Below are 18,976 nucleotides of genomic sequence, written 5' to 3'. Positions count from 1 at the left end.
CGCTTGTTGCTGAACGTCCTGATCGTCGATGACGACGAACCCGTGCGCTCGCGCCTGCAGCGCATCGTCTTGGAGGTGCACGGCCACGCGCTGTGCGTGCAAGCCGATTCGCTGGCGCAAGCACGGGCGCAGCTGGCCCTGCGGCGCTTCGATCTCGCGCTGGTCGACGTCGGCCTGCCAGACGGCAGCGGCATCGAGCTCGTGGAATGGATGCAAACGCATGCGCCGCAGACCGAGTCGGTGATCGTCTCCAGCCTTGGCGACGACGCGACCGTGCTGCGCGCCATTCGCGGCGGCGCCACCGGCTACCTGCTGAAGAACGGCGACGATGTGGAGCTGGAGCTCTCGCTGCGCAGCATGCAGCGCGGCGGCGCACCCATCGACCCCGTGATCGCGCGGCGCATCCTGCACCTGATGGCCACGCCGCCGGCCGGGCAGATGGTTAGGATGGCGGCCGCGCCGGCGGACGAGGGCCTGCTCAGCGAACGCGAGGTCGAAGTGCTCGAACTGGTGGCGCAGGGACAGAGCAATCGCGAGATCGCGCAAAGCCTGTTCATCTCGGTCAACACCGTCGAATGCCACGCCAAGAACATCTATCGCAAGCTCGCGGTGCACTCGCGCGCCGCGGCCGTCCACAGCGCCCGCGGACGCGGCCTGCTGCCCTGATCCCGCGCGGCCGCGTACTGCAGCAGCTGCTGGCGGGCCTGCTGTTCCTGTGCCTGCTTGCGGGCCTGGCGCCGGCCGCCGCGCTCGATGCGCCCGGCTTCGAACGCATCGAGGCCGCACGCGCCGACCCGGCGAGCCCCGACGCGCCACCGGCCGGGGGGTGGACCGCGGTCACGCTGCCCGACGCCTGGGCCGAGCGCTGGCCCGCGCACGATGGCGTGGTGTGGTATCGCCTGCGGTGGAATGAGCCCGCCACGGCCGGCGTGCCCGCGCCGCGGGGCCTCGCGATGGACTATTTCTCGATGGCCGGCGCGGTCTACCTCAATGGCGCGCTGCTGGCGCGCGACCCGCAGCTCGATGAGCCGCTGTCGCGCAGCTGGAACCATCCGCGCCACTGGCTGCTGAGCGCGCCGCTGCTGCGCCCCGGGCCCAACGAGCTGCTGGTGCGTGTCTCGGGCCTTGCGGCCTATGCCCCCGGTCTGGGCCCGGTGATGGTGGACAGCCCGGCCGCGGCCGACGCGCACTATCGGCATGAGCAGCTGATCCGCGAGTCGCTGCACATGCTCAGCCTGGGCATCACGCTCGCGATGGGCGTGCTCTACGGCCTGTTCTGGCTGCTGCGGCGCAACGAGACCTTCTACGGCTGGTTCAGCCTGTTCTCGCTGCTGTGGGTGCCGGTGGGCTACAACTACATCGCGCGGAGCACCTGGCCCTTCGGCAGCACCGACACCTACCAGGCCGTCAACATGTCCGCCCTGGTGCTGAGCACCGCCGCCTTCCTGATGTTCGCGCTGCGCTTCTGCGGGCTGCGGCGGCGCCGTGCGGTGCAGCTCATCGGCGGCGCCACCGGCCTGACCACGGCCGCGCTGTGGCTGGCGCCGCACGCGCTGCTGTCGCCGGTGCGCGGCGCCGCGGTGGTGGTGGCGCTGGCTACCTACACACTGAGTGCCTGGATCATCTGCCGCCATGCGCTGGCCTCGCCGCGCAAGCGCGAGGTGCAGGCGCTGGCGCTGTGCACCCTGCTGCCGCTGGCGGCCGGCACGCACGACGTGCTCGTGTTCCACGGCGTGCTGGCCACCAACCTCTACTACACGCCCTGGTCCTCCAGCGCGATGCTGGTGGGCATTTCCTTCGTGCTGACCTGGCGCTTCGTGGTCGGCATGCGCCTGGTCGAGCATTTCAACGACGAGCTGCGCCACCACGTGGAGGACGCCACACAGCGCCTGTCATCGGTGCTGCACCGCGAGCACGCCACCGAACTGCAGAACACACGGCTGGCCGAGCGCATGAACCTGGTGCGCGACCTGCACGACGGCCTGGGCATGACGCTCAGCGGCCACATCGCCTCGCTCGAAAACCGCGACGCGGCCGGGCCCGACACCGCGCTGTGGGCGCTCAGGGAAGTGCGCGACGACCTGCGCCTGATCATCGAGAGCTCGGCCCTGGACGACACCGACCGGCTGTCCGAACGGCTCGCCCCGCTGCGCCACCGCACGACGCGCGTGCTGGAGGCGGCCGGCATCGAATGCACCTGGGCGCTGCAAGGCCTGGACCAATGCCGCCTCGACGACCGGCGCGGGCTCGACTTCCTGCGGCTGCTGCAGGAAGCGCTGGCCAACGTGCTCAAGCACAGCCGCGCCTCGAAGGTCCGCATCGGCATCGAGGCCGCCGACGGACAGCTCTCGCTCGCGGTGGCCGACAACGGCAGCGGATTCACCGCCGGCCGCGACGGCCACGCCGGCATGGGCCTTCGCAACATGGAAGCGCGTTCGCGCCGGTTGAACGGCACGCTCGACATCCGGCCGACGCCGGGCGGGACCACGGTGGCGCTGCGCTTCCCGGTGGAGGTTCTGGAGGATGGAGTAAGGTAAAAAATATACGCAATGAGTATATTCTTCTAGGAATAATAAGCGCATAGCGTACATTTGAGGCATGAGCCAACAGCAAGACCTCCTGCGCGACGCGATGCGCCGCCTCAATCTCACGCGCGATGCGTTCTCGGAGCGGCTGGGCGTGCGCCGCCGCGCGCTCGACACCTGGCTGCTGCCGTCCGATTCGAGCGAGTCGCGCGCGATGCCGGAGATGGTCGGCAAGTTCGTTGCCGAGATTCTTCAGCGCGAGGCGCTCGACACCGGCGTCGGTTCGGTAGGCGCAGGTCAGCAGCGCCCGCTCGCCCAGCGCATCGCGGCTGAAGGCAAGCCGCAGCTGCTGTCGGTCGCGCAGTTCGACCGCGGCAGCCTCGAGGACCTGTTCCACGTGGCCGACGTGATGCAGCCGATCGCGCGCCGGCAGAAGGTCACGCGCATCCTCGAAGGCGCCGTGCTCGGCAGCCTGTTCTTCGAGGCCAGCACGCGCACGCGCGTGAGCTTCGGCGCCGCCTTCTGCCGGCTGGGCGGCACGGTGTGCGACACCACGGGCTTCACCTTCTCGTCGATGGCCAAGGGCGAGTCGATCTACGACACCAGCCGCGTGATGAGCGGCTATGTCGATGCGCTGGTGGTGCGCCATCCCGAGCAGGGCTCGGTGGCCGAGTTCGCGCGCGCCACCAACATCCCGGTCATCAATGCCGGCGACGGTCCCGGCGAACACCCGAGCCAGGCCATCCTCGACCTGTACACCATCCAGCGCGAGTTCTCGCGCATGGGCAAGCTGGTCGACGGCACGCACGTGGCGCTGGTCGGCGACCTCAAGTACGGCCGCACCGTGCATTCGCTGATCCGGCTGCTGGCGCTCTACCGCGGTCTCAAGTTCACGCTGATTGCGCCGCCCTCGCTGGAGATGCCGGCCTACCTGGTCGAGCTGGTCGCGCGCAACGGCCACGTTGTCGAGCAGACCTCCTCGCTGGCGCAGGGGCTGCGCGGCGCCGACGTGGTCTACGCCACGCGCGTGCAGAAGGAGCGGTTCGCGAACGGAGAAACGCTGGAGGGCTACACGCCCGAATTCCAGGTGTGCAAGGCCCTGGTGGACGCAGCCTGCAAGCCCGACACGATCCTGATGCATCCCTTGCCGCGCGACGGGCGCCCGGGCGCGAACGACCTGAGCGTGGACCTCAACCACGATCCGCGGCTGGCGATCTTCCGGCAGACCGACAACGGCATCCCGGTGCGCATGGCGATCTTCGCGGTGCTGATGGGCGTGGAGCAGCAGGTGGCGCGCTCGATGCGCGATGCCAGCTGGCGCTCGCCCGCGCACATCGGGCCCGACGATGCCGACTTCGACGGACTCGACTGAAACTACAAAGCACCTTTTCATGCGCCGGTGCATGGCGGCAGGGGTGCGCTCCTAGACTGGGTCTTCTGGCGCCCGGGGCGGGCGCCCCGAGGACCGTCGAATGAAGAACCACCTTTCCATGCAACCCCTGGCCGGCGTGCGCGTGCTCGACCTGTCGCGCGTGATGGCCGGCCCGCTGTGCGGCATGGCGCTGGCCGACCTGGGCGCCGACGTGATCAAGGTCGAGCATCCCGAACGCGGCGACGACACGCGCGACTGGGGCGTGCGCATCGGCCGCCACAACACCTCCTACTTCAACAGCTGCAACCGCAACAAGCGCTCCATCTGCGTCGACCTGCAGGACGAGGACGGCCAGGCGCTCGTGCGCGAGCTCGCGGCGCAGTGCGACGTGGTGATCCAGAACTTCAAGTACGGCGGCGCGCAGAAGATGGGCCTGGGCTACGAGGACTTGCGCAAGCTCAATCCCGGGATCATCTACTGCTCGATCTCGGGCTACTCGGTGCTGGGCCAGGAGAAGGCGCGGCCGGGCTACGACCTGGTGATCCAGGGCGAGACCGGCCTCATGGCGATGAACGGCGAGGAGGGCCAGGGGCCGCTCAAGTTCGGCATCGCCGCGGTCGACATGTTCACGGGCATGTATTCGGCCCAGGCGATCCTCGCGGTGCTGTACGAGCGCACGCGCACCGGAGAAGGCCGCCACATCCAGATGTCGCTCTACGACAGCGGCATGATGATCACGTCCTACTACGGCCTGACCGCCTGGCTCAACGAGGGCGATCCCGCGAAGTTCGGCAACTCGCATCCGTCCATCGTGCCCTACGGCGTGTTCGAGGCCGCGGACGGCCCGCTGGTGATCGCCGTCGGCAACAACAGCCAGTTCAGGAAGTTCTGCGACGAGGTGATTCTTTGCCCCGAGCTGCCGGCCGATCCGAAGTTCGCCACCAACACCGAGCGCGCGAAGCACCGCCACGAGCTGCTGCCGATCCTGCTCGGCCGCATCGCGCAGTTTTCGCGCGCCGACCTGCTCGCGCGCATGGACAAGGCCGGCATTCCGTGCGGCGAGGTGCTGGGCCTGTACGAGGCGCTGCAGTCCGACCGGACGGCGCAGGCCGGTGTCTGGCACCGGTTCGAGGACGCGGAAGCCGGCGCGCAGGCCGTCCATGCGCCGCCCTACGTCATCGACGGCGCGCGCTCGGATGTGCGCCATCCTCCGCCGCACCTGGGGGAGCACACGGCCGAGGTGCTGCGCGAACTGCTGGAGATGGGGGAGGGCCGGTTCGAATCGCTGGCGCGCAGGAGCGTGATCCGATGAAGCCGGCGATGCTGCAGCATCAAGGCGCTCAATGCTCCAGGTCGTCCCCGAAGTCCTCATCCAGGATGGTTTCGTAGTCCTGGCCGCCATAGAACACGCCGATGATGGACACCTGCTCGGCGTCCACGAAAAAGGCGATCACTGCGCGTTTTCTGTAGTTGATGATGCGCAGGCCGGGCCGCACATCGTCGCGCCTGGTGCCACGGTGGGGGAAGGCACGCAGGCCCTCGCAGTAGGTCACGATGGCCTCGGTGTACCGCGCAGCAATCTCGGGGGAAGCTGCGGCAGCGATGTAGCTGTACAAGGCCGCAAGCTGTTCCTCGGCCTCGGGAGAGAACGCGACGCGATAGCTCACCGCGCCTTGGCGTGTTCAGCGGCCAGGCGTGCGCGCACCTGGTCGGCCGTGACAGCGCGGGACGGATCGGCTTTCAATGCATCGTAGGCGGGGCCGACCTGGCGGTGCAGCCAGGTTTCGACGGCGCGATCACGCGCCAGGAGCGCTCGCAAGCCGTCGCGGATGACTTCGCTTTCGGTGGCGTACTCGCCAGCGCGCACCTTGGCTTTCACCACGTCGGCCATTTCGTTGGGCAGGGTGATGCTCAGTTGCTGCGTCGTGCGCATGGTGAACTCCCCGGTCAAAGCAGTAGGATTTAATCCTATCAAAAACAAGGGGAGTGATCAACTCTGGCCCGTAGGAGTGTCATTCGACAGGGGTTCCGCAGGCGCAGCGGCGTCTGGTTGTTCAGCGGACCCAGTGGCAGACGCGGTGGTGATGGTGCGCATTCCACTTGCACACCTTGTGCGCCCGATGGTGGGGCGCGGCGGAAGCGATCGTCGGTGCGAAGGCGGCCAGGGTGGCGAACGCAACGACGCCGGAGAGGACAAGCTGCTTGATCTTCATGATGTTCTTTCAAAGCAAATGACGGAAGCACGCGTCGCGTGAACGACGCAGCTTGAATAACGCTTGACCCCGATCTCCAGACGACTTGTTGAAGAGGAGTGATCAGCTTCGCTCTGGCGCTCTGTGCGAGCGTCTTGGACGAGTGCGGGGGGTCGCCTTCGCCACGAACACATCGCGCAGCGCGTCATTCGCGCGCGTCTGCCAACCGGGCCCAGCCGCCTTCAATGCCTCCAGAACAACTGCATCCAGCCGGATGGCGGTCGACACCTTGGCGTCGGCCTTCACACTGCCAGCAGGCCGGCCACGCTTGCGCGCCTCGATCTGCGCGGGCGTGTGCACGGCCGCATGCTCGCCGCGCTTCATTTCTCCCATGGACTGGAGCAGGTCCTTCTCGAACTGCGCCATTTCCTTGTCAATCTTCGGCATCGATCGCCTCCTTCAATTTCAGCAGGATCGCAGCGGGGATGTTGTCGAACTTGGCCTTCACGTAGACCAACAGCAGTACCAGATCGTCCTGCTCGTTGCGGTTGAAATAAATCACACGGGCGCCGCCGCGCTTGCCCATGCCGGGGCGCGACCAACGCACCTTGCGCAATCCGCCGGTGCCTTAGAGATTAATCCGTGTGCAGGGGTTATTCTGTAACTACAAAAAAAGAAGGCCGACGTCGCGCCTGGACGGCATTATTCAGTGCGACTGCTTCGGCAAGTTCAGCCCGCGCAGCACGGGAAGCCAGCGGTCCGCCTCGGCCTTGATGAACTTGTCGAGCTCCTCCGGCGTGCCGCCGCGCGGCTCCATGCCGATGGCGCGGGCGCGCGCCACGAAGTCGGGGTCGGCGATCACCTGGTTGACGGCCTTGTTCAGGCGCTCGATTGCGGGCCGCGGCGTGCCGGCGGGCACCGAGAGCGAATACCAGAGCGTGGCTTCCATGTCGAAGCCCTGCTCCTTGAAGGTGGGTGCGTCGGGCACCTGCGGCAGGCGCTTCGAATCCATCACGCCCAGCACGCGCAGCTTGCCGGCCTTCACGTAGGGCAGCGATCCCGTGATGGAGGTGCCGTGGATGTCGATCTGGTTGCCCAGCAGGGCTTGCAGCGCGGGCGCATCGCCGTTGAAGGGAATGTGCAGCGTGCTGAAGCCTTGTTCCTTCTCGAAAGCGATGGGCGCGAGGTTGGTCAGGATGGCCGCGCCCGGCGAACCGCGGTTGATCTTGCCGGGGTTCTGCTTGGCATAGGCCACCATTTCCTTGATGTTCTTGTAGGGCAGGTCGGTGCGTCCGACGACGATGGCGGGCTGGTAGGCGATCTGCGTGACGGCCGCAAAGTCCTTCGCGGGGTCGTAGGGCAGCTTGTCGTAGAGCACGCTGTTGTTCGCGAGCGTGCCCAGCGAGGACACGAGCACCGTCTGCCCGTCGGGCTTGGCGCGCGCGACGTAGTCGGCGGCGAGGATGCCGCTTGCGCCGGGCTTGTTCTCGATGATGACGTTCAGGCCCTGCTTGTTGAGCTCCTGGGCCAGGATGCGGCAGTACTGGTCGGTGCCGCCGCCGGCGGCAAAGGGCACGACGATGCGGGTCACCTGCTGGGCGAGTGCGGGCGCGACGAGCGCGCAGGCACCCAGCGCCAGCCCGATCACGAGTTTGCGGTAGCTCATTCTTGTCTCCTGTTCCGGCCCGGAATCGGGCTCTGGAGCCAGTCTAGGTGGCCGCCCTTGGCGCTGCGCTGCACGAAATGAAAAGCAGCTTTGCGGGAAGCGCCGGCAGCGCACAGCCCGGCCCTGCACACTTCGCCGATGACCGTGCAGATCACCAGAATCGGAACCACCCGGGACCAGCTGGGCGAGAGCCCTTGCTGGGATGCCGACGCGCAGGCGCTGAACTGGATCGACGCGCTGGGCGGCGCGCTGTGGCGGCTGCAAGCCGGAGCCGGGCAGGCCAAGCGGCATGAGCTGCCGGCGCCCGTGGGCTCGATTGCGCCCTGCCGCGGCGCGGCCGTGGTGGTGGCGCTGCGCAACAGCTTCGCGCGCTACGACTTCGCCACCCGCACGCTGGAGCCGCTGGCCCGCATCCCGGTGGACCACCCGAAGGTGCGCTTCAACGACGGCAAGTGCGACGCGGCCGGCCACTTCTTGGCCGGCACCATGCACGTCGCCCGCCGGCCTGGCGAGGCGGTCATCGGAGGCCTCTACCGGTTGCGCACCGATCGCCGGGTGGAGCAGCTGGCCGACGACATCGGCTTTGCCAACGGACCCTGCTTCAGCCCCGACGGCCGCGTGCTGTACCTGGCCGATAGCCTGGAACGCACCATCTGGGCCTGGGACTACGACCCCGACGGCCCGCTGCGCCACAAGCGCATGTTCGCGAGGACGTATGAATTCGATTCGGGCCCCGATGGCGCGACGGTCGATGCGGAGGGCTTCGTCTGGACCGTACTGACCCGCGCCGCCAAGCTCGCTCGCCTTGCGCCCGACGGCAGGCTGGAGCGGCTGATCGATCTGCCTGCGAGCTATCCGACGAGCATCTGCTTCGGCGGGCCGCACCTGGACTGCATCTACCTGACCAGCATTTTCCGCAGCGCGCGCCTGGAAGGGAACAAGACGCACGATGGCGGGCTGTTCCGGATCGAAGGGCTGCCTGCGCCGGGGCGCCTGCCTGATCGATTTGGAGGCTGCTAGCGCGCTGAGCTGGAAGTTACGAGCAGGACCTCTCGACGATTTTCACGTCCATCAGTTGGCGCGGCAGGCCGGCGGAGGTGATGACCGCGACGAGCAGGTGGGTGTCGACCACGAAGCGCACGGCGCCTGGTCTCAGGCGCCTGGGCGGCGCGCCTTGCGGGCGGTCTGCACTTCTTCCTCGATCTCGTCCTCCGACAGCGGTGCCAGGTTCAGTGCATCGAGCTTGGTCATGGCTTCACCCAGGCGCGCCGCGGCCGCCGCGCGCTCCTCGTGTGCGGCCAGGAACTCGACGAAGTCCACCACTTCGGCCAGGCGGCCGGGCGGCAGTTGCTTCAGGCGCTTGAGCAGGCGAGCCTCGATGGCAGTCATGGGGTGGTTCCTCGCTCGGGTATGCGTCGGTTGATTTTCGGTTGCACCACGGCTCGGTTCAACTTGCTCGAAGCCTGCTGTTCTTTGCCATGAATGTCCGAGACGGCGCTTAATGTCTGAGACAAGCCTTATCAGCCGGGACGAACGTGGGCGGCGTGGAGGCGGTCCTGTCCCCTCCTGTGACGAAGGCGGCGCGAGCACTATGAAAAATTAAACATGATTTCAATAATTATGAGATCCGACTATAATTTTTCGTATGGAACTGAACCAGATTTGGCACTGCCCCCGACCGGAGCTCGCAAAGCGCTACCTGGCCCTGTTGCAAGCCGGGCCGGTTGTGAGTACGACCATTTTCGCCCCTCGGCGCACTGGGAAGACGGTGTTCCTGCGCAAAGACCTGACGCCAGCAGCCGACGCTGCCGGCTTCACCGTCGCATACGTGGACCTTTGGCAGACGAGGTTGAACCCCGGCATCGCGATTGTTCGGGGACTGGAGGAAGCGCTCACGCCGAGGACGTTGGCACAAAGGGCGCTTCACAAGCTGCATGAGCCGGTCAAGAAGGTCAAGGCATCTGGCAGCGCGGGTGAGTTGAAGGGCGCCATCGAGGTTGAGTTGGGCGACGCGAAAAAGGAAGCCACTGAACTCGCCCTGCGTATCGAAGAACTCGTTGTCAAGCTCGTTTCCAAGAAGAAGCTTCTGCTCTTGGTCGATGAAGCTCAGGAACTCGCACGAAACAAAGAGAATGAGCTGATGGCAATGGCACTGCGCACCGCCATCACCAAGAACAGCGACAAGCTGCGAGTCGTATTCACCGGCTCATCGCGCACGCAGCTCGCCAACGTCTTCTCCAACAGCACCGCGCCACTCTTCTCGGTGGGCGCCACTGTTCAAGAGTTCCCGCTGCTTGGCAGAGAACTGGTCGAATTCGTCGCAAAGAAGTTCCAGGTCGCCAGCGGGCGAACCCTGGACGTCGCCGCAGGATGGACGGCCTTCCAAGAATTCCACCAGCAGCCCGAGCCATTTCTCTCGGTGGTCGTGGCCATGCTCATGGACCCGTCGCTCACCTTCGAGCGCGCAGTGGCAACCGAAAAGGCAGAGCAGGACAAGGAGGAAAACCACGAAGGAACCTGGGCGTCGCTCGATGCGATGCAGCGCCAGCTCCTTTTGCTCTTCGCCAACGACCCGCATGCCAAACCATTCGGAAAGGCGGCGCTTGCGAAGCTTGCCAAAGCTCTCGGCGTCCCTTCGCTCGCGCCGTCCGACGTGCAGTATTCGCTCAACAACTTGAAGTCCAAGACCATCATCTCGAAGGCGCCGGGCGGTGTGCATACGTTCGAAAGTGCGGCGTTCGAGCGCTGGGTCAGAACGTTGGCGCCCGTGAATCCCTAGCCGAGCGAGAGGGACCAGCTTCTCTTCGACATAGCCACGCAACCTCGGGCTCCACCAGAATGCACGAGATGCCGATCCCACGGCCAGCTAGTACTGCCTGGCGAACTTGGTCCAGCTTGGAACCTCGCTTCGCGTCAGTGCGCTTCAAACTGATCATGGATGATTGAGATACATTGAATCCCTCGCTTGCGTGCATCCGCTGCGCGTCAACGATGGCGCTGAAACAGCGTCTGCGACCAGCCCGAAACAGGCGTCCACGATCGCTGAATGCCCACCACGATCGCCGGAGCTGACGCCTGATCTCGCGTCAGCTTGGCAGCGACGTCGCCGTCACGAGGACAACGGCGCGATGCAAGACAGTCGACGCAAATGGACTACGACAGTGCCGAAGGAGGAGGACTCCCAGATTCGCGCAGGACCTGCCTCTCGGTTTTCGCTTTCTGAACAAGATCGAGTTGCCTGGAGTGCACCGGTGAGAGTGATTTCAAGAACTCCACATCCACGGCGTCCAAAATCTCCATCTGGCGCTCTGACAGGAGACGCCGCCCGACTCCGCTGCGCGCCAGCGCGTAGACCCGCCGGATCTTGCCTCCGAGCCTCTCGGTGGACTTCGGGTCCTGGGCAATGCGACGTAGAGCCTCGCTAGCCACTTGGATCGCCCACTGCGCCTGCGTGAGTACGTGTGGGCCTTTCTCTTTGAACAGGCCCACAGCGTTTTGCACGCGGGACTCAAGAACGTCGAGTGGGTCCATCATGCGAATGAAACGACCTGGGCGCCATTCAGCCTCGACGCTGTCCGCGATCACCCTTTTGGTGAAGAGCGTCGACTTTTTGAGGTTGGCGCCAGCATAGAGCTTGTGCAAAACGTCAATGTTGCGTTCCTTGCCTCCCGCCGTGGGGAGTCTCAGTTGCGCGACGATCGCCGTCATGCTGCTTTTCTTCGGCAGCACGACGCGGGCTTTGATCGTCTCGGCAAGCTCAATCGCTCGTGCCACCTTGCCGAGTGCGTCACCATCATTCGAAATCGCGGCACCTTCCGCCACGATGCCGAATCGATCCATCCAGAAAGCGAGTGCTTGCCCGCCAACAAGAACCATGTCGGTGCCCATGTTGGATAGGAAGAGATCGACCGTCTCTTTGTCTAGAGGACTTTCGCCGGCAGGAAGCACAGGCTCAGTGGCCACGAATTCATCCTCAGTACGGAGAGTCCGTGAGCTTGACGCGGCGTGCAACGCCGTCCGAAAACCAACTCAGTTGCGCTTGCGTGACGCGGCCGCTTCGCGCATTGGCCATGTCCGACGACTGGCGCTCACGTTTGAAGGCCCAGAGGTCGAAATCGCCGGGAGCCTTCGCTGCCTCCCCCTCGGCGTGACGTTGCAGGAGCCGAGCAACTTGAGCCACCGTCAGGCCGCACTCTTCAAGGGCTGATCCGATGCGAGCCCAATGCTCAATCTGCTGAGCAGCCGAACGCGACATCAAATTGCCCTGCTCGCGGGCGATCCGGAAAAGTTCGGCGTCAACACGGATGGAGTTCGAAGACATAGGAAGTCAGGAAGTCGCGTTTTGTGGCATTTTACCACGGCCCCTAGCCTGCGCCGACGCAGGGGCGTGGCTCGGACATTCGCTCCGATCGGCATCGAGTTGATGCACGTGCTGAGCAAATCTTCGCGATGAGGTGTGCGTAAGGGCCAGAGCAAAGCCGCCTTCACCCGGTTCGGTGCTGTGCTGCGGAAAGCGCGGGGTTCTTGGGTCCTTGACTTCGAAATGGCAGGACTGCGTCGCTTCTATCTTGGGCACCCGCTATGCCACGACGTCGGGGACCACGTGGACCGGTACAGCCGTTTGTGGAGCAAGGCGAACGCCGAGTGTTGATTGCCACCGCAAATTGAGGATCAGAGATCAGCGCAATACAACACTCTCCGGCTACGTTGCGTATCGGAAGCATCTGCAGCGGTCATCTTCACTGGCCCCCACTCACCAGAGACGCATCAAAAACGGATCGGTGAAGCAGCAGCAACCGCAACTTTGGAGGAGTGAAAATGCGCATCTACGCTGCCTACGCTGCCTACGCTGCCTACGCTGCCTACGCTGCCTACGCTGCCTACGCTGCTTCAGCTAGGTGCAGATGCTCTTCTGCATCCCGAGTGACAAGCCTGCGTGCTGTGGCAGCTTTCGCACGCGGGTCTCGGGCATCGACGGCGAAATGCAAAAAGCTTGGCGCCGGGCGGAAAAACCGGACGGGCTGCCCCTCAACCCGGTGCCTCGCGCGCGACGCCTTTCCGCTGCCGGCGCCGCTCCCAGCCAGCCCGTGAATTAGCGCTTCTCGCTTCGAAGCGCATCGGCCACGAAGTCGACAAAAGCGCGCACCTTCAGCGGCAGCACGCGGCTCTGCCGGAACACCGCGAAGACGCCGTTGGAAAAAGCCCGCACCGCAAAGCGGTAGTCGGGCAAGAGCCGCACCAGCGTGCCGGCCTGCAGGTCGCCGCGCACGGTGGCTTCCGACAGCAGCGCCACGCCCATGCCGCCGATCGCGGCCAGGCGCAGCAGCTCGCCGTTGTTGGCGCTCAGCACGCCCTGGATCACCAGCTCCTGCTGCTCGCCCGCCTCGTCGATGTACTTCCAGGTGATGATCTCGCGCTCGCGCCGGTAGGTGAGGCAGCGCACCTGGGGCAGGTCGCTCGGATGCCGGATGCGCGAGTAGGTCTTCACGAAGGCCGGGCTGGCCACCAGCACCTCGTCGCTCGACAGCAGCCGCTTGATGACGAAGCCCGAATCGGTGGATTCGCCGGTGCGGATGTCGACGTCGAAGTCGTGCTCCACCAGGTTGACCGGATGCTCGGAGAGCTCGAGCTCGACGCGGATGTCCGGATACAGCTCCGCGAAGCGCGGCAGCAGCGGCGCCAGCACGCGCAGGCCGATGTGGGTGCGCGAATGCACGCGCAGCCGGCCCTCGGGCCGCTGGCGCGCGTTGTGCACCACCTGCTCGGCCTCGCTCATGAGTTCCAGCACCGCCTCTGCCCGCTCCAGGAAGGCTTGGCCCGCCTCGGTCACCTTGAGGTTGCGGCTGGTGCGGTCCACCAGCTGCACGCCCAGTTCCTCTTCCAGCGCGCTGATGCGCCGCGAGATGGTGGCCGGCGACAGGCTGAGGCTGCGGGCCGCCGCCGAGAGGCTGCCCTTCTTCTGGGTGGCCACGAAGATGCGCAGCGAATCGAGCGCCTTCATTTCGAAAGACGCAAAGAAGGTGTGCGTTCGCTGGTGATCCGCAGGGCCCCCGAGTTCCTACGATGGACCTCAATCAAAACCAGCCAACCAGGAGTCACAGCGATGGATTTCGGAATCTTCATTCTGATGCAGCAGCGGAACAAGCACAAAACCTCCCACCAGATCCTGCGCGACGCCGTCGAGCAGACTCGCCTGGCGGACGAACTGGGTTTTGGTGCCGCATGGTACGCCGAGCACCACTTCAGCAACTACGGCCTGTGCTCCTCGCCGCTGACCATGATCGCGCACTGCGCCGCGGTTACCCGCAACATCCGGCTGGGCACCGGCATCGTGGTCGCGCCGCTGTACACGCCGGCGCGGCTGATCGCGGACGTGGCGATGGTCGACCAGCTGTCCGACGGCCGGCTGAACCTCGGCATCGGCTCGGGCTACCAGCACTTCGAATTCGAGCGCTTCGGCGTCTCGCTCGAATCCGCCAAAGGCCGCACCTTCGAGATGCTCGACATGCTGGAGGCCGGCCTCACGCAGCCCAAGTTCAGCTACGAGGGCGAGTACTACCGCCAGCCGATGAGCGCCATCAGCCAGCGCGCGGTGCAGCGACCCACGCCGCCGATGTGGATCACCAGCGTCGACCCGGCCTTCCTGTCGCGCGCCGTGAAGTCCGGCCACCATGTGTTCGTCTCGGGCGGCGACGGCGGGCTGGAGAAGCTGGCCGCCACCCGCGCGCTGATCGACCAGGTGGCCGCGGCCGAGGGCAAGGACCCGGCCGGCGTGCAGGTCGGCCTGCTGCGCGCGGCCTACGCCAGCAACGACAAGGACGAGGTGGAGCGCTACCTGGAGTGCGCGCGCTACCAGCGCCGCATTGCCGTGAGCCTGAAGCGCCGCACCGCGCAGATCGCCGACGACTACCAGGTCGAGGAAGGCATCGTCGAGGGCGAGCCGAGCCTGGACGAGATGCGCGCGCTGCTGCCCGTGGGCAGCGTCGACACGGTGATCGAGCGCGTGGTCAACGAGATCCGCACGCTCAAGCCGGTGCACTACTGCTTCCAGACGCAGATGGGCGACTTCGACCACAAGACGATGCTGCGCCAGCTCGAGACCTGGGGCAAGGTCATCATCCCGGCGGTGCAGCAGGAGATCGCCAACGATCCACCGCACCGTCCCGCGGCGCGGCCCGAACTCGCCGCGGCCTGAGCCCGGCCGCCAGGAGACCGACGCCATGTCCGAAGCCGCCGAAGGGATCCGCCCCGCCATCGAGCCCGCGCAGCTGCGCCAGCTGCTCGGATGCTTTCCGACCGGCGTGGCCGTCATCACCACCTGCACGCCGGACCGCCAGCCGGCGGGCCTCACCTGCAATTCGTTCAGCTCGGTGTCGCTCGACCCGCCACTCGTGCTGTTCAGCCTGCGCAATGCGAGCCGGCTGCTGCCGACCTTCCAGGCCGCCGACGGCTTCGTCATCAACATCCTCTCGCAGCAGCAGGACGCGCTGTCGGGCCGCTTTGCCTCCAGCAAGATCGAGGACAAGTTCGATGGCGTGGCCTGGCGCGCGGGCCGGCTCGGCATGCCGCTGATCGACGATTGCCTGGCCAGCTTCGAATGCCGCATGCATGCCGCCCACGAGGCCGGTGACCACACCATCTTCATCGGCGAGGTCCGGCACCTGGGCGCCGGCGTGCCCGACCAGGCGCTGGTGTTCTACAAGGGCGCCTACATGATGCTGGCCGAGTCGCTGCGCAAGCTCGTCGTGGAAGGGCGGCTCGGAGACGCCGACATCGACGAGGCCTACCGCACGCTCTACGGCACCCTGCTGCGGCTGGCGAGCGAGCGCGCCACCGAGACCGAGCTGGACGCGGTGCACCAAGCCGCCGACGCCATCGAGGGGCACCCCGACGACGCACCGCTGAAGGAGCGCATCGCCTCGGCGAGCGCCTTCTTCTCGTCGATCGCGGCCGCCGGCCACAACGAGGCGCTGACGCTGATGGCGCAGACCATGACCAGCGTGCTGCGCGAACGCATGACGCACGTGCTCTCGGTGCGTCCGCGGCCGGATCTCTTTCCGCTGCGCCGCAAGGTCGCGCACGCGCTGCGCCGGCGCGACCCCGAGGGCGCCGCCGCCGCGCTGGACGAACTGATCACGCAGCTGCGCAAGGGCTGAGCCCTTTTCCAATTTCCAACAGGAGACAAGATGTCCATCGACTACGCCGGCTTCCGGCGCGAACTCGAAGCGTTCGCGCGCGACGCCTGCCTGCCCGAGATCCGCGCCGTGGTCGCGGCCGGCCAGAAGATCACCAAGCGCGAATACCAGGCTTGGCAGCAGATCCTGAATGCCCGCGGCTGGGGCGCGCCGAGCTGGCCACGCGAAGCGGGCGGCACCGGGTGGGACATCCGCCAGCGCCTGATCTTCGAGGAGGTGATGGCCGAGAACGACTGTCCGCCGCTCTACCACCATGGGCTGGGCCACATCGGCCCGGTGATCATCCGCTTCGGCACGCCCGAGCAGAAGGCCCGCTTCCTGCCGCGCATCCTCGACGGCTCCGACTGGTGGTGCCAGGGCTATTCGGAGCCCGGCTCGGGCTCCGACCTGGCCTCGCTGTCCACCAGCGCACGGCTGGAGGGCGGCGAGTGGATCGTCAACGGCCAGAAGATCTGGACCTCGCATGCCCACGAGGCCAGCATGATCTACATGCTGGTGCGCACTTCGAAGGAAGCGAAGAAGCAGGAAGGCATCTCGCTGCTGCTGGTGCCCATGGACACGCCGGGCATCACCGTGCGCCCGATCAAGACCATCGACGGCTGGCACCACCTGAATGAGGTCTTCTTCGACGAGGTGCGCGTGCGCGCCGACAACCTCGTCGGCGAGGTCGGCAAGGGCTGGACCTGCGCCAAGTTCCTGCTCGAGCGCGAGCGCCTGCCACCGGCCAACGTCGCGCGGCTGGAGCTCATGCGCCGGCAGGTCACGCGGCTGGTCGAGGATGCGAGCCGGGCCGCCGCGGGCCGGCGCGACTTCAGCGGCCTGCACCACAAGCTGCTGCTGTGCGAGGCCGACGTGAAGGGAGCCCGCGTGATGATGGCCGAGGCCACCGACGACCTGATCCACCAGCGTCCGCTGGGCGTGCAGCCTTCGGTCATCAAGATGACCTGCGCCGACGTGGCGCAGCGCCTGACGACCATTGCCCTCGATGCGGTCGGCCCCGACGCGGCGCACCGCTTCCTCGCCGAGGCCGGGGAGGACGTGCCCGACGCCACCTGGATCCAGAACTACATGTTCACGCGCGCCCGCACCATCGCCGGCGGCACCTCCGAGGTGCAGCGCAACGTGGTCGCCAACGAATTGCTGGGAGCCTGAGCCATGTCCACTTCATTTCCATCGCTCTTTCCCGGCATGCTGCTGGACGCAGCCAGCCGCTATGCCGAGGACCACATCGCGCAGCAGATCCAGGGCGACCCCGTGCGCGAGCTGGGCTGGACCGCGACCCTCGTGTCCGAGGAGGCCGGCGGCGTCGGCGGCAGCCTGAGCGACCTCGCTTCCATCGTCGAGGGGCTGGCCACGCACGGCCTGCAGCTGCCGGTGGTCGAGACCTGTGCCGTCGTGCCGCTGCTGCTGCAGGCGGCCGGCGCCGAGACGGCCCGTCGCTGGCTGGAGGCGGTGGCCGAGGGCAGCGCGCGGATCGCGCCGATGACCGCGCTGTCCGCCACGCCCGAGGACCCCGCCATCACGGCCCGGCACCTGGACATCGGCTACGCGCTGAGCGGCGCGGTGCAGGGCGTCGACCTGACGCTGCCCGCCACGCACTACCTCGTGCCCGCGCAGCTGGACGATGGCGACGAGGCGCTCTTCCTGGTCGATGCCGAGCGCATCGGCCCGCCGAAGGTCCGCTACCGGACGATGGAAGGCCGCCTGGGCGCCGACTTCGCGCTGGAACGGCTCGCGGTGCCCGAGGGCGCCTGCATCGCACGCGGCGCTGCCGTGCGCGCGGCGCGCGCCAAGGCGACCGACGCCGCCTTGCTGTTGACCGCCGCCGACACGGTGGCCGCGCTGGCCACGCTGATCCGCCAGACCGTCATCCACCTGAAGGAGCGGCGCCAGTTCGGCGTGGCGCTTGCGAGCTTCCAGGTGCTGCGCCATCGCGTGGCCGACATGTACGTGAAGTACCTGGGCGCCAAGGGCCTGGTGATCCACTGCTTCCATGCCTGGGAGCAGAACGCGGCCGACCTGCGCCGCACGCTGCGCCTGGCCAAGGTGTCGCTGGCCGAGTCGGCGCGCGCCTGCGCCGAAGCGGCCATCCAGATGCACGGCGGCATGGGCGTGAGCGAGGAGGTGCTGGCCACCCGCACGGCGCAGCGCCTGATCGCCTCCGAGTTCCGCTACGGCGACCGGCTGCTGCACGCCGCGCTGCTGCTGGCGCCGCATGAGCCCGCGCCGCAAGTTTCTTTTTCCAACCAGACCGGGAGTGTGCGATGAGCATCGAACTGGAAGTTTCCGAATACATCGCCGTCGTCCGGCTCGACAAGCCGCCGGTCAATGCACTGGACCGCGCCACGCGCCGCCGCCTGATCGAGATCTTCGACGAGGTCTCCGAGCGCGCCGACGTGCGCGTCGCGATCCTCACGGGCACCGGCAAGTTCTTCTGTTCCGGCGCGGACCTCAAGGACCGGCCCGATGCGCAGAAGGCCGGCGACTTCCTCGACCACAACCGCTGGACGCGCGAAACGGGCAATGCGATCCGCGAATGCGCCAAGCCCGTGATCGCCGCCGTCAACGGCCCTGCGCTGGGCGCCGGCTTCGGGCTCATGGCGGCCTGCGACATCTTCCTGGCGAGCGAGGACGCCACCTTCGCCATGCCCGAGATCAACGTCGGCCTGGCCGGCGGCGTCTCGATGCTGCGCACCATGTTCGGCCGCTCGTTCACACGCCGCATGTTCTTCACCGGCATGAAGGTGCCCGCCGCCGAACTGTACCGCCGCGGCGTGCTCGACGAGGTGGTGCCCGGCGATCGGCTGATGCCGCTGGCCATGGAGATCGCGCAGGAGATCGCCTCCAAGGCGCCGCTCGCCGTCGCCTATGCGAAGCAGGCGGCCAACATGATGGACCTGATGCCGCAGCGCGACGGCTACCGCTTCGAGCAGAACATCACCATGGCGCTGGCCAGGACCGAGGATGCGCAGGAGGCCCGCAAGGCCTTCCTCGAAAAGCGCAAGCCTGTCTACAAAGGTCGTTGA

At 66.7% G+C, this 18,976-nt stretch carries 21 protein-coding genes; 11 read left to right on the top strand and 10 right to left on the bottom strand.

Annotated elements, in window-relative coordinates; translation table 11 throughout:
* Positions 1–3 precede the first annotated feature (3 nt).
* The 4 genes from VPA02S_RS16585 (at position 4) to VPA02S_RS16570 (ending at position 5,209) form a co-directional block, all read left to right on the top strand.
* A complete protein-coding gene (locus VPA02S_RS16585; RefSeq protein ID WP_018907199.1) occupies positions 4–666 on the top strand; it encodes a response regulator transcription factor in 663 nt (220 codons plus the stop codon).
* Positions 576–2,537 carry a sensor histidine kinase gene (locus tag VPA02S_RS16580; protein ID WP_062364811.1) on the top strand — a complete coding sequence of 654 codons (1,962 nt, stop codon included), beginning with the start codon at positions 576–578 and terminating at the stop codon, positions 2,535–2,537. Before VPA02S_RS16585 ends, VPA02S_RS16580 begins: the two co-directional genes overlap by 91 nt.
* A gap of 61 nt (positions 2,538–2,598) precedes the next feature.
* A complete protein-coding gene (locus tag VPA02S_RS16575) occupies positions 2,599–3,897 on the top strand; it encodes an aspartate carbamoyltransferase (protein ID WP_018907201.1) in 1,299 nt (432 codons plus the stop codon).
* 100 nt (positions 3,898–3,997) lie between these two features.
* Positions 3,998–5,209: a CaiB/BaiF CoA transferase family protein gene (locus VPA02S_RS16570; protein WP_062364810.1), complete on the top strand. Its 1,212-nt coding sequence runs from the start codon at positions 3,998–4,000 to the stop codon at positions 5,207–5,209.
* Positions 5,210–5,237: 28 nt separating this feature from the next.
* Here VPA02S_RS16570 and VPA02S_RS16565 read toward each other — a convergent pair whose 3' ends face one another.
* From VPA02S_RS16565 to VPA02S_RS16545, 6 genes are all read right to left on the bottom strand, one after another.
* Positions 5,238–5,564, bottom strand: coding sequence for a type II toxin-antitoxin system RelE/ParE family toxin (locus VPA02S_RS16565; RefSeq protein WP_018907203.1), 327 nt, complete (start codon positions 5,562–5,564; stop codon positions 5,238–5,240).
* Positions 5,561–5,830, bottom strand: coding sequence for a ribbon-helix-helix domain-containing protein (locus VPA02S_RS16560; RefSeq protein ID WP_015865565.1), 270 nt, complete (start codon positions 5,828–5,830; stop codon positions 5,561–5,563). The genes VPA02S_RS16565 and VPA02S_RS16560 overlap by 4 nt, the downstream gene beginning before the upstream one ends.
* 121 nt (positions 5,831–5,951) lie before the next feature.
* On the bottom strand, positions 5,952–6,110 hold the full coding sequence (locus VPA02S_RS31995) for an HHHH-motif protein (protein ID WP_018907205.1): 159 nt from the start codon (positions 6,108–6,110) through the stop codon (positions 5,952–5,954).
* A gap of 102 nt (positions 6,111–6,212) precedes the next feature.
* The gene (locus VPA02S_RS16555; protein WP_018907206.1) at positions 6,213–6,536 is read right to left on the bottom strand and encodes a BrnA antitoxin family protein; all 324 of its coding nucleotides are present in this window, start codon (positions 6,534–6,536) and stop codon (positions 6,213–6,215) included.
* Positions 6,523–6,705 carry a hypothetical protein gene (locus VPA02S_RS16550; RefSeq protein ID WP_018907207.1) on the bottom strand — a complete coding sequence of 61 codons (183 nt, stop codon included), beginning with the start codon at positions 6,703–6,705 and terminating at the stop codon, positions 6,523–6,525. The genes VPA02S_RS16555 and VPA02S_RS16550 overlap by 14 nt, the downstream gene beginning before the upstream one ends.
* Before the next feature lie 90 nt (positions 6,706–6,795).
* The gene (locus VPA02S_RS16545) at positions 6,796–7,755 is read right to left on the bottom strand and encodes a Bug family tripartite tricarboxylate transporter substrate binding protein (RefSeq protein WP_018907208.1); all 960 of its coding nucleotides are present in this window, start codon (positions 7,753–7,755) and stop codon (positions 6,796–6,798) included.
* A 138-nt stretch (positions 7,756–7,893) separates the two neighbouring features.
* Here VPA02S_RS16545 and VPA02S_RS16540 point away from each other — a divergent pair, with 138 nt between their 5' ends.
* Positions 7,894–8,775 carry an SMP-30/gluconolactonase/LRE family protein gene (locus VPA02S_RS16540; RefSeq protein ID WP_062365380.1) on the top strand — a complete coding sequence of 294 codons (882 nt, stop codon included), beginning with the start codon at positions 7,894–7,896 and terminating at the stop codon, positions 8,773–8,775.
* Positions 8,776–8,907: 132 nt separating this feature from the next.
* On the opposite strand, the gene VPA02S_RS16535 is transcribed toward VPA02S_RS16540, so the two are convergent.
* The gene (locus tag VPA02S_RS16535; RefSeq protein ID WP_018907211.1) at positions 8,908–9,144 is read right to left on the bottom strand and encodes a DUF2281 domain-containing protein; all 237 of its coding nucleotides are present in this window, start codon (positions 9,142–9,144) and stop codon (positions 8,908–8,910) included.
* Between the two features lie 256 nt (positions 9,145–9,400).
* Here VPA02S_RS16535 and VPA02S_RS16530 point away from each other — a divergent pair, with 256 nt between their 5' ends.
* The gene (locus tag VPA02S_RS16530) at positions 9,401–10,534 is read left to right on the top strand and encodes an AAA family ATPase (RefSeq protein ID WP_027730955.1); all 1,134 of its coding nucleotides are present in this window, start codon (positions 9,401–9,403) and stop codon (positions 10,532–10,534) included.
* A gap of 374 nt (positions 10,535–10,908) precedes the next feature.
* Here the strand turns inward: VPA02S_RS16530 and VPA02S_RS16525 are convergent, their stop codons facing one another.
* The 3 genes from VPA02S_RS16525 to VPA02S_RS16515 all read right to left on the bottom strand — a co-directional run bounded on the left by VPA02S_RS16525 (position 10,909) and on the right by VPA02S_RS16515 (position 13,756).
* On the bottom strand, positions 10,909–11,718 hold the full coding sequence (locus VPA02S_RS16525) for a hypothetical protein (RefSeq protein WP_155736583.1): 810 nt from the start codon (positions 11,716–11,718) through the stop codon (positions 10,909–10,911).
* A 10-nt stretch (positions 11,719–11,728) separates the two neighbouring features.
* Positions 11,729–12,076 carry a TA system antitoxin ParD family protein gene (locus tag VPA02S_RS16520; RefSeq protein ID WP_018907170.1) on the bottom strand — a complete coding sequence of 116 codons (348 nt, stop codon included), beginning with the start codon at positions 12,074–12,076 and terminating at the stop codon, positions 11,729–11,731.
* A 771-nt stretch (positions 12,077–12,847) separates the two neighbouring features.
* Positions 12,848–13,756 carry a LysR family transcriptional regulator gene (locus VPA02S_RS16515; protein ID WP_018907169.1) on the bottom strand — a complete coding sequence of 303 codons (909 nt, stop codon included), beginning with the start codon at positions 13,754–13,756 and terminating at the stop codon, positions 12,848–12,850.
* Positions 13,757–13,858: 102 nt separating this feature from the next.
* Between VPA02S_RS16515 and VPA02S_RS16510 the strand changes: the two genes are divergently transcribed.
* Genes VPA02S_RS16510 through VPA02S_RS16490 form a run of 5 tightly spaced genes read left to right on the top strand, consistent with a single transcriptional unit; the run spans position 13,859 to position 18,976 of the window.
* Positions 13,859–14,950 (top strand): LLM class flavin-dependent oxidoreductase, encoded by a 1,092-nt coding sequence (locus tag VPA02S_RS16510; protein ID WP_018907168.1) that lies wholly within the window; start codon positions 13,859–13,861, stop codon positions 14,948–14,950.
* A 25-nt stretch (positions 14,951–14,975) separates the two neighbouring features.
* A complete protein-coding gene (locus VPA02S_RS16505; protein WP_018907167.1) occupies positions 14,976–15,911 on the top strand; it encodes a flavin reductase in 936 nt (311 codons plus the stop codon).
* A 30-nt stretch (positions 15,912–15,941) separates the two neighbouring features.
* Positions 15,942–17,102 (top strand): acyl-CoA dehydrogenase family protein, encoded by a 1,161-nt coding sequence (locus VPA02S_RS16500; protein ID WP_018907166.1) that lies wholly within the window; start codon positions 15,942–15,944, stop codon positions 17,100–17,102.
* 3 nt (positions 17,103–17,105) lie between these two features.
* The gene (locus VPA02S_RS16495; protein ID WP_018907165.1) at positions 17,106–18,218 is read left to right on the top strand and encodes an acyl-CoA dehydrogenase family protein; all 1,113 of its coding nucleotides are present in this window, start codon (positions 17,106–17,108) and stop codon (positions 18,216–18,218) included.
* Entirely contained in the window at positions 18,215–18,976 is a 762-nt protein-coding gene (locus tag VPA02S_RS16490) for an enoyl-CoA hydratase/isomerase family protein (protein ID WP_018907164.1), read from the top strand. The genes VPA02S_RS16495 and VPA02S_RS16490 overlap by 4 nt, the downstream gene beginning before the upstream one ends.

The organism is Variovorax paradoxus NBRC 15149, from assembly GCF_001591365.1.
GTDB lineage: Bacteria > Pseudomonadota > Gammaproteobacteria > Burkholderiales > Burkholderiaceae_C > Variovorax > Variovorax paradoxus.
The sequence above is the reverse complement of the archived record's forward strand: the minus strand, read 5'-3'. Positions and strand labels throughout refer to the sequence as shown.

Bases quoted from the DNA above. Each gene is read 5' to 3' on its own strand.
- VPA02S_RS16545 (WP_018907208.1), bottom strand. From the start codon at position 7,755: ATGAGCTACCGCAAACTCGTGATCGGGCTGGCGCTGGGTGCCTGCGCG.
- VPA02S_RS16505 (WP_018907167.1), top strand. From the start codon at position 14,976: ATGTCCGAAGCCGCCGAAGGGATCCGCCCCGCCATCGAGCCCGCGCAG.
- VPA02S_RS31995 (WP_018907205.1), bottom strand. From the start codon at position 6,110: ATGAAGATCAAGCAGCTTGTCCTCTCCGGCGTCGTTGCGTTCGCCACC.
- VPA02S_RS16510 (WP_018907168.1), top strand. From the start codon at position 13,859: ATGGATTTCGGAATCTTCATTCTGATGCAGCAGCGGAACAAGCACAAA.
- VPA02S_RS16580 (WP_062364811.1), top strand. From the start codon at position 576: ATGCCACGCCAAGAACATCTATCGCAAGCTCGCGGTGCACTCGCGCGC.
- VPA02S_RS16495 (WP_018907165.1), top strand. From the start codon at position 17,106: ATGTCCACTTCATTTCCATCGCTCTTTCCCGGCATGCTGCTGGACGCA.
- VPA02S_RS16520 (WP_018907170.1), bottom strand. From the start codon at position 12,076: ATGTCTTCGAACTCCATCCGTGTTGACGCCGAACTTTTCCGGATCGCC.
- VPA02S_RS16515 (WP_018907169.1), bottom strand. From the start codon at position 13,756: ATGAAGGCGCTCGATTCGCTGCGCATCTTCGTGGCCACCCAGAAGAAG.
- VPA02S_RS16540 (WP_062365380.1), top strand. From the start codon at position 7,894: ATGACCGTGCAGATCACCAGAATCGGAACCACCCGGGACCAGCTGGGC.
- VPA02S_RS16530 (WP_027730955.1), top strand. From the start codon at position 9,401: ATGGAACTGAACCAGATTTGGCACTGCCCCCGACCGGAGCTCGCAAAG.
- VPA02S_RS16500 (WP_018907166.1), top strand. From the start codon at position 15,942: ATGTCCATCGACTACGCCGGCTTCCGGCGCGAACTCGAAGCGTTCGCG.
- VPA02S_RS16555 (WP_018907206.1), bottom strand. From the start codon at position 6,536: ATGCCGAAGATTGACAAGGAAATGGCGCAGTTCGAGAAGGACCTGCTC.
- VPA02S_RS16575 (WP_018907201.1), top strand. From the start codon at position 2,599: ATGAGCCAACAGCAAGACCTCCTGCGCGACGCGATGCGCCGCCTCAAT.
- VPA02S_RS16535 (WP_018907211.1), bottom strand. From the start codon at position 9,144: ATGACTGCCATCGAGGCTCGCCTGCTCAAGCGCCTGAAGCAACTGCCG.
- VPA02S_RS16560 (WP_015865565.1), bottom strand. From the start codon at position 5,830: ATGCGCACGACGCAGCAACTGAGCATCACCCTGCCCAACGAAATGGCC.
- VPA02S_RS16570 (WP_062364810.1), top strand. From the start codon at position 3,998: ATGAAGAACCACCTTTCCATGCAACCCCTGGCCGGCGTGCGCGTGCTC.
- VPA02S_RS16490 (WP_018907164.1), top strand. From the start codon at position 18,215: ATGAGCATCGAACTGGAAGTTTCCGAATACATCGCCGTCGTCCGGCTC.